Source organism: Methylorubrum zatmanii, from assembly GCF_014845115.1.
GTDB lineage: Bacteria > Pseudomonadota > Alphaproteobacteria > Rhizobiales > Beijerinckiaceae > Methylobacterium > Methylobacterium zatmanii.
In genome coordinates this window covers 1-6,819 of sequence record NZ_NKUI01000215.1, presented here as the reverse complement: position 1 = coordinate 6,819, position 6,819 = coordinate 1, and the positions used below count along the sequence as shown (strand labels likewise).

The window sequence follows — 6,819 nt, the reverse complement described above, 5'->3', positions numbered from 1 at the left end:
CTGTCCGACCTCGCCCGCTCCATCCAGAGGACAGAAAACGCTCACACCCCCAAGACGTTCAGGCGACGACAGACCCTAACCAGCTCGCCTTCGAGGGTGATCGTCGTGTCGGCGGTTGGCTTCCAGGCGATGACCGGGGCGAGGTAGTAGCGGTCACCGCGCACGAAGTCGCGGAAGCTGCCGTTGTCCTCGACGGCGCCAGTGACGCGGGCGAGCACCCGCCCCTCTTGATCGAGGGCTCCGGTGGCATCGAAGGTGCTGCGCTTCTGATTGAAGCTGCCGATCTGCGTGCCGATTGCGAGGGCGCGCTCGGCCAGCGGCTGCTTAGTGACGATGTTGAAGGTGCCACCCGGATCGCCGCGCCCGTAAAGGAAGGCGGAGGGGCCTTTCAGGACCTCGATCTGCGCAATCGAGACAACATCAGGCGAGTTTGGGTAGCCGCGGTTGATCGGGAAGCCGTTGCGGTAGAACTCGCCCGTAGAAAAGCCGCGGATGGTGAACTCGGTCAGACCAAGGCCTGCGAAGTTGTTCCCCCGGCCGACGCCTGCGAGGTCGAGCGCGGTGTCCACGCGAGTGGCAGCGGCGTCCGTGAGCACCTGATCCGGCACGACCACGACCGTCTGCGGAACCTCGCGCAGAGGCGTGTCGGTGCGCGTGGCGCTGATGCTGTCCTTGGCAAGATAGCCATCCACCCTGCGTCCTGCTCCCCCGGTTGCCCCGCTGGCAGGCCCGCCGTTGCCCACGACCGATATTTCGTCGAGCTGCACCTCCTGAGAGCCGTCAACCGCGAGCTGGGCGGCGGCCGAACTCGGTCCGAAGCGAACCAACGAACCTGATTGCGCGACGAGCACGACGGCGGCCGATGCGGCTAGCGCAGCGTTTTTCTTGATGTTTTTGCTACGAGCAGCCACGGACGCACACCAGCTTATATTAATGGTGCGCCGTTACATTTGGGAAACATGAACGGTCAAGCTTGGGAAGGAATATGCAAAGTAGCCTAGTTTTGAGCTGTTTTAAGGTGGCTCAGCACGGCTTTTGAAACGTTATAATCCGTAGCTTCGCTAGGCATATGTGTTGCGTGGTCACCACAGGGACCGGAGCTGTGGGGCGTAGACGATGTCCGCTTCCCGGCAACCTCGCATGTCGCCTTCCGACCCCTTGCAAACCCTCGGCGGGTCCATTTTCAGGCTGATGACGAGGCAGAGGCTAACGGCTGAGTTGTGTGGATTGGGGACCGTCCGCTTTCGAGTGACAGATCTTATGAAGCGGAACTCCGATGACTGCGTAAGATAACCTTCGGCATGAACTCATTCTCAGGCTCCACGACCGTCGCCCTAAGCCCAACATAGCCCGAGTCGCGGCTGTCCGCGCAACGACCTTGATGAGCAAGCACAAGATTTTGCGCATCCCACGTACCGGACATCGCGTAATGCTGCCGTAATAGAGCACCCTTAGCCCCCCTCCTGCATGGAGGAAGGCGTTTCATGGCCGAGGGTTCAGAAAAACCAGTCGATATTTTCGAGATGTTGCTAAGGAAAACGATGACGAAGGCCGTCATTTCAGAGCTAGAAAGCGAACGCCCGCGGAATGATGACATCATAGCCCGTTTGATAGACTATGAAACGCGAGCCCAGCAAGAGCGGCTAAGTTCCCAGACCCTGCAGGCCTTCCTGTCGGGGAGGCGCGTTCTCGGCAAGTCGTAAGAAAACGGCAGGCTGCCTCGGTCGCAACAGACGTCGCATCGCCTGCGATGCATCCGCCAAGCGTGGATCACCAATCCGGACGACGGTAAGCCCAGATCCATGAGACAAAATTTAGCGAACCAGTTCGAACCGGAAGGGGCGGACGGCCTCGCCTACGACGACGTCGCCACGGCGCATGTATCGGTGGCGCGCATTCTCGGCCTTTTCCAGCCCTACCGAGGGCGGATTGCGCTGGTCCTACTCCTGATCGCCTTGGCATCGGCCGCCGGCCTTGCCGCCCCGTTCCTTCTCCGGGCGATCATCGACGAGGCTTTGCCCAAGGCCGACCTGCCGTTGCTGGCAGTCCTTTCCAGCAGCCTAGTCGCTCTGGCCGCGGTCGGCGCCGGCATCGGCGTGCTGCAGGTCCTCGTCACCGCGAAGGTCGGGCAGGCGATCATGCACGACCTCCGGGTGGCGGTGTACACCCACCTCCAGTCGCTCTCGCTGCGGTTTTTCACGGCGACCCGGGCTGGGGACATCCAATCCCGCATCGCCAACGATATCGGCGCCCTGCAAGCCCTGGTGACCCACACGGCCGGCGAGGCGACCCGAAACGCCAGCACCGTCGTCATGACCGCCGCGGCCATGCTGCTCCTGGAGTGGCGGCTCGCCCTGCTCTCGTTCCTCGTCCTGCCACTGGCGACCTGGATCAGCGACTGGGTTGGCCGGACGCGCGAGGCCCTGACCTACGAGCAGCAGAAGCGGATCGCGCGGATGTCGTCGACGGTGCAGGAGTCCCTCTCGGTATCCGGCATCGTCCTCGCCCGCACGATGGGGCGCACGTCGTACCTGACCCAACGCTTCGCCCAGGCGTCGCGCGAGGTCGCCACGCTGGAGGTTCGGTCCCACACGGCGGGCCAGTGGCAGTGGTCGGTCATCGACCTGGTGCTCCAAGCCATGCCGGCCCTGACCCTGCTTCTCGGCGGCTGGATGATGGCGTCGGGCACCGCCATGACCATCGGCACGCTCGTCGCCATGATCGCCCTGCAGGAGCAACTCTTGTTCCCGCTCGAAGAGGTACTGCGCTCGGGCGTCGAGGTCAGGAAGACACGCGCCCTGTTCGCCCGCATCTTCGAGTACCTCGACAAGCCGGTCGAGATCACCGAACGGCCCGACCCCGTCACGCTCGACAAAGCCACGGTCACGGGCCACGTCAGGCTGGATCGCGTGGAATTCTCCTACGACCGGACCGGACCCGCCACCATCCGGGGCGTCACCATCGACATCCCGGCGGGCTCGCACACCGCAATCGTGGGCGCCACGGGATCGGGCAAGTCCACGCTAGGCTACCTGCTCGCCCGCCTCTACGACGTCGATGCTGGTGCAGTGCTCTACGACGACGTCGACGTGCGCGACCTGAGCCTGCACTCGCTCACGAACATCCTTGGGGTCGTCACCCAGGATCCGTACCTGCTCCATGCTAGCGTCGCTGAGAACCTGCGCTTCGCCCGGCCGGACGCGACTGACGCGGACCTGTATGCGGCAGCCCGGACGGCGCAGTTGCACGACCTTCTCTCAGCCCTGCCCGACGGGTACGACACAGTGGTCGGCGAGCGGGGGCATCGCTTCTCGGGCGGCGAGAAGCAGCGCCTGTCACTCGCCCGCACCATCCTGCGCGATCCGCGGGTCCTGCTGCTCGACGAGGCGACGAGCGCGCTCGACACCGCGACGGAGTTGGCGATGACCCGTGCCCTCGACCAGTCCGGCACGACCCGCACGACTATCACCATCGCGCACCGGCTCTCGACCGTGCGCCGGGCTGACCAGATCATCGTGCTCGACAAAGGGGCAGTGGTCGAGCACGGGACGCACGAGGAGTTGCTTGGCAGCAGCGGCGCCTATGCCCGTCTCGTTCGCAAGGCGGCGTGACGGCCCCGATCGGCCGGACCCGGCCTGTCGGAATGTACGTTCGTCCGTCGGCTGCCGGTTCGCCACCCCGGCTTGCCGCCATCACTCCTCGGAGGTCCCACCGTCTTGCGAGTCTTGGTCGTAGAGGATGACCCGCAGCTGGGCGCGTGGCTCAAGACCACGCTCTCAGAGGCGCTGGGGCACGCCGATGTCGTGGGCAACCTCGACGAGGCGCTGGCGGCTGTCAGCGTCCAGCCGTTCGACCTGGTCGTCCTGGACCGCAGGCTGCCCGACGGCGACGGCATCTCGTTGATCTCGCGGCTGACGCAACTCAGGCCGCGGCCGGGGGTGCTGATGCTGACCGCGTTCGACGACCCGGTCGAGATCGCGCGGGCGCTCGACGCCGGAGCCGATGATTACGTTCCGAAGCCGTTCGAGCCGGTGGAACTCGTCGCCCGCGCCAGGGCCGTGATCCGCCGGCTCCAGGTCGACCGGAAGGGCGTGCTGAGGATCGGTAACCTGTCATTCGACACGGCCGCAAGGTCGGTCAGCATCGAGGGCCACCCGATCCCGATCCCGCGCCGAGAACTCGCGCTGCTCGAAGCGCTCATCCGCCGTGCCGGACAGGTCACCATGCGTGAAACCCTCGAAGCCGCGGCCTACGGCTTCGACGATGAGATCCAGTCCAACGCCATCGACGCCCACATCTCACGTCTGCGGAAGCGGTTGCGGGCCGCCGACTGTTCCGTGGCGATCAAGCCGCTCCGGGGCCTGGGCTACGTGCTGGAGGCCGGTTGATGCCACGCGGTCAGCCCTCTATCGCCCGGCTCGCCGCCGTCCTCCTCAGCCTCGTCGTCGCTGCCACCATCCTGTGCACCTGGACGCTGGTCATCGCCCTGCAGGGCGATGACGGCCTCCTAGCCCAGTATGACGCGGCGAGGGCGATCAAGGCTTCGCTCTCGCGCGACGGGAGCGGGGCGCCGGTCGTGTCGCCGACAAGCGAGCTCGATGGGATCAATCGGACCTTCCCCGACCTTTGGTACGTCGTGACGACGAAGGGAGGGACGACGCATCACGGCGCCGTGCCGGCATCGATCCGGGACGGCGACATCGCGGCTCCCAGCGCGTCGGACTTCTCGGACAGCGGCGACGCCCTGCGCCTGACCAACGCGAGCATCGTGACACGACTCGGAGAGGACATCGTCCGGATTCAGGTCGGCGGCGCCGCCTACACCCCCGCGCAGGCCGCCCTGAGCAGCCTGCGCGACGTGAACTACACGGCAATCCCCATCTTGGCCGTGGTCATCGCGACCATCCTGGTCGCGCTTTTCACCGTCCCCGCCCTGATCGCCCGACCGGTGCGCCGGGTCTCGCATTCCGCAGAACGCATCGACGGTGGGTCCCAAGGCGTTCGCCTGCCGTTGGGAGAGGCGCCGCGGGAACTCGTCCCGATGGTGGCCGCTTTCAATCGCGCCTTGGAGCGCATCGACGTCGCCTCGGCCGCGCAGCGCCGATTCCTGTCGAACGCGGCCCACGAGCTCCGGACCCCGCTGACCCGGGTCCGGACCGGCCTGGAGCGGGTAGAGGACCCTACCCTGCGTCGGTCGCTCGTGGCCGATATCCAGTCCCTGTCGTCGACCGTCACGATGCTGCTCCAGATCGCGCGGCTGTCCTCGGACAGTCCAGAGATGCACAGGTTCGACCTCGTGGCGGCGGTTCGCGCCACGACCGCGGAGCATGTCCCCGCGGCGCTCGCTGCCGGTGTGGACATCGCATTTGCAGGGGAAGGTGACGCGGTCTTCGTCACTGGTGCGGAGACCGCCGCACGCATCGCCGTCGGCAACCTCCTGCGCAACGCCCTGCAGCACGCCCGCTCCGGAAAGTCCGTCCTGGTCGAGGTCCGTCCCCCGGGGACCGTTCTCGTGATCGACCACGGCGAAGGGGTCGGGGGCGGCACCCTGACGGAGATGCTTCAGCCGTTCGCGCGGGGCCCGGCGAGCGACGGCACGGGGCTCGGGCTCGCCCTGGTCGCGCAGGTCATGGCCATGCACGGGGGAAGCGTCGCGATGGACGAGACTCCCGGCGGCGGCATGACGGTTTCCCTCACGTTCCGAGGTGCGGTGACCTGACCACCGCCCCAGGCCGACCCCGCTGGGCGTAATGTTGCGGCAACCTCGGCCGCTAGGATCGGCCCGACCTCCCCGCCCGGGAGCCGAGGTGAACCCATGCGCAACAAAGTCTTAGTCCTCGCGGCCGCGCTCGCCGCGTTCTCGTCCGCCGTCCCGGAGGCCCAGGCCCGCGGGCGGTCCGGGGCATTCGCCGCGGGCCTCGTCGGGGGGCTCGCCGTGGGGGCGCTCGCCGCGTCCGCAGCACGGGCACAGCCGGTCTACGACGATGGCTACGAGTACGAGCCGCCCGAGTGCGACCGCGTCTATCGCCGCCGGTTCGTCATGCGCGAGTACGAGCCCCCGTTCGAGCCGCTCGGCTTCCACGACGACTGGGACGACTGAGGTCCAGGGTCCACCGCCCGTCCCCACAGCACGGGTGCACGAAGACACGGGGCCGCCGTTGCCAACGGCCGCCCGTAGAACCGGGCGTCCGGGGCTTAGCCCTGCCCGACGGAATTTCGAGATGCGGTTTCCGAGATGAGCGCCCGTTCGACCATAATATGCTGCCTTGCCGCCGTGATGGGGTTGGAGGCTTCCATCGCGGCTGCGGCGGCGATGTCCCCCATAATCCCGGAGATGCCGCAGACGCGCGCCGACGACGGTCCGCTGGCGGCGCTTGAGCGCTCCTGGTCGGAAGTCGTCGGGTCGCTGGGCCAAGCCATGTCCGAAGCACCGTCGTTTGGGCCGGTCCTCGTGTTCTCGAAGGCCCGTTGCCCGAGCGTGGACAACGGGGCGTCGCTGGATTGCGGGCTGGCCACTACCCGGATTTGTCAGGAAGCCGGTCGCACGACGGGTATTTCCTTCGACCAGACGACGGCGCGGACGTGCCGGGGCGGCGTCGCCTCGCAGACAGGCGGGCCGCCCCTCTCCTGCAAGCCGTCAGCCTGGGTCAGCCATGCCCTATGCTGGTGATGCGACCGTGATGGCATGCCCGATCCCACCATCCCTGCGAGTGAGGCCCCATCGCCCGCATCCCACCTGCCAGTTGAAGGTCGGTCAGTCCGGCGCAGCATCCCGGTGCCCGGAGGGTGATCATTCCTGCTAGTGGTCTGAGTTGGAAG

At 66.7% G+C, this 6,819-nt stretch carries 6 protein-coding genes and 1 pseudogene; 6 read left to right on the top strand and 1 reads right to left on the bottom strand.

Annotated elements, in window-relative coordinates; all coding sequences use genetic code 11:
- Window positions 1-77: 77 nt before the first annotated feature.
- Window positions 78-851 (bottom strand): annotated as a pseudogene (locus MZTS_RS21410) (TonB-dependent siderophore receptor); the annotation flags it as partial.
- Between the two features lie 633 nt (window positions 852-1,484).
- Between MZTS_RS21410 and MZTS_RS21405 the strand changes: the two are divergent.
- From MZTS_RS21405 to MZTS_RS21380, 6 genes are all read left to right on the top strand, one after another.
- Window positions 1,485-1,703: a hypothetical protein gene (locus MZTS_RS21405; RefSeq protein ID WP_192285349.1), complete on the top strand. Its 219-nt coding sequence runs from the start codon at window positions 1,485-1,487 to the stop codon at window positions 1,701-1,703.
- A gap of 99 nt (window positions 1,704-1,802) precedes the next feature.
- Entirely contained in the window at window positions 1,803-3,611 is a 1,809-nt protein-coding gene (locus MZTS_RS21400) for an ABC transporter ATP-binding protein (RefSeq protein WP_192285348.1), read from the top strand.
- Window positions 3,612-3,716: 105 nt separating this feature from the next.
- The gene (locus MZTS_RS21395) at window positions 3,717-4,388 is read left to right on the top strand and encodes a response regulator transcription factor (protein WP_192285347.1); all 672 of its coding nucleotides are present in this window, start codon (window positions 3,717-3,719) and stop codon (window positions 4,386-4,388) included.
- On the top strand, window positions 4,388-5,719 hold the full coding sequence (locus MZTS_RS21390; RefSeq protein ID WP_192285346.1) for a sensor histidine kinase: 1,332 nt from the start codon (window positions 4,388-4,390) through the stop codon (window positions 5,717-5,719). Before MZTS_RS21395 ends, MZTS_RS21390 begins: the two co-directional genes overlap by 1 nt.
- Window positions 5,720-5,815: 96 nt before the next feature.
- A complete protein-coding gene (locus tag MZTS_RS21385; RefSeq protein WP_192285345.1) occupies window positions 5,816-6,100 on the top strand; it encodes a hypothetical protein in 285 nt (94 codons plus the stop codon).
- Between the two features lie 135 nt (window positions 6,101-6,235).
- Window positions 6,236-6,670, top strand: coding sequence for a hypothetical protein (locus MZTS_RS21380; RefSeq protein ID WP_192285344.1), 435 nt, complete (start codon window positions 6,236-6,238; stop codon window positions 6,668-6,670).
- The last annotated feature ends 149 nt before the right edge of the window (window positions 6,671-6,819 follow it).

Excerpts from the sequence above, each read along its gene's own strand:
- MZTS_RS21405 (WP_192285349.1), top strand. The coding sequence starts at position 1,485 with ATGGCCGAGGGTTCAGAAAAACCAGTCGATATTTTCGAGATGTTGCTA.
- MZTS_RS21390 (WP_192285346.1), top strand. The coding sequence starts at position 4,388 with ATGCCACGCGGTCAGCCCTCTATCGCCCGGCTCGCCGCCGTCCTCCTC.
- MZTS_RS21380 (WP_192285344.1), top strand. The coding sequence starts at position 6,236 with ATGAGCGCCCGTTCGACCATAATATGCTGCCTTGCCGCCGTGATGGGG.
- MZTS_RS21400 (WP_192285348.1), top strand. The coding sequence starts at position 1,803 with ATGAGACAAAATTTAGCGAACCAGTTCGAACCGGAAGGGGCGGACGGC.
- MZTS_RS21385 (WP_192285345.1), top strand. The coding sequence starts at position 5,816 with ATGCGCAACAAAGTCTTAGTCCTCGCGGCCGCGCTCGCCGCGTTCTCG.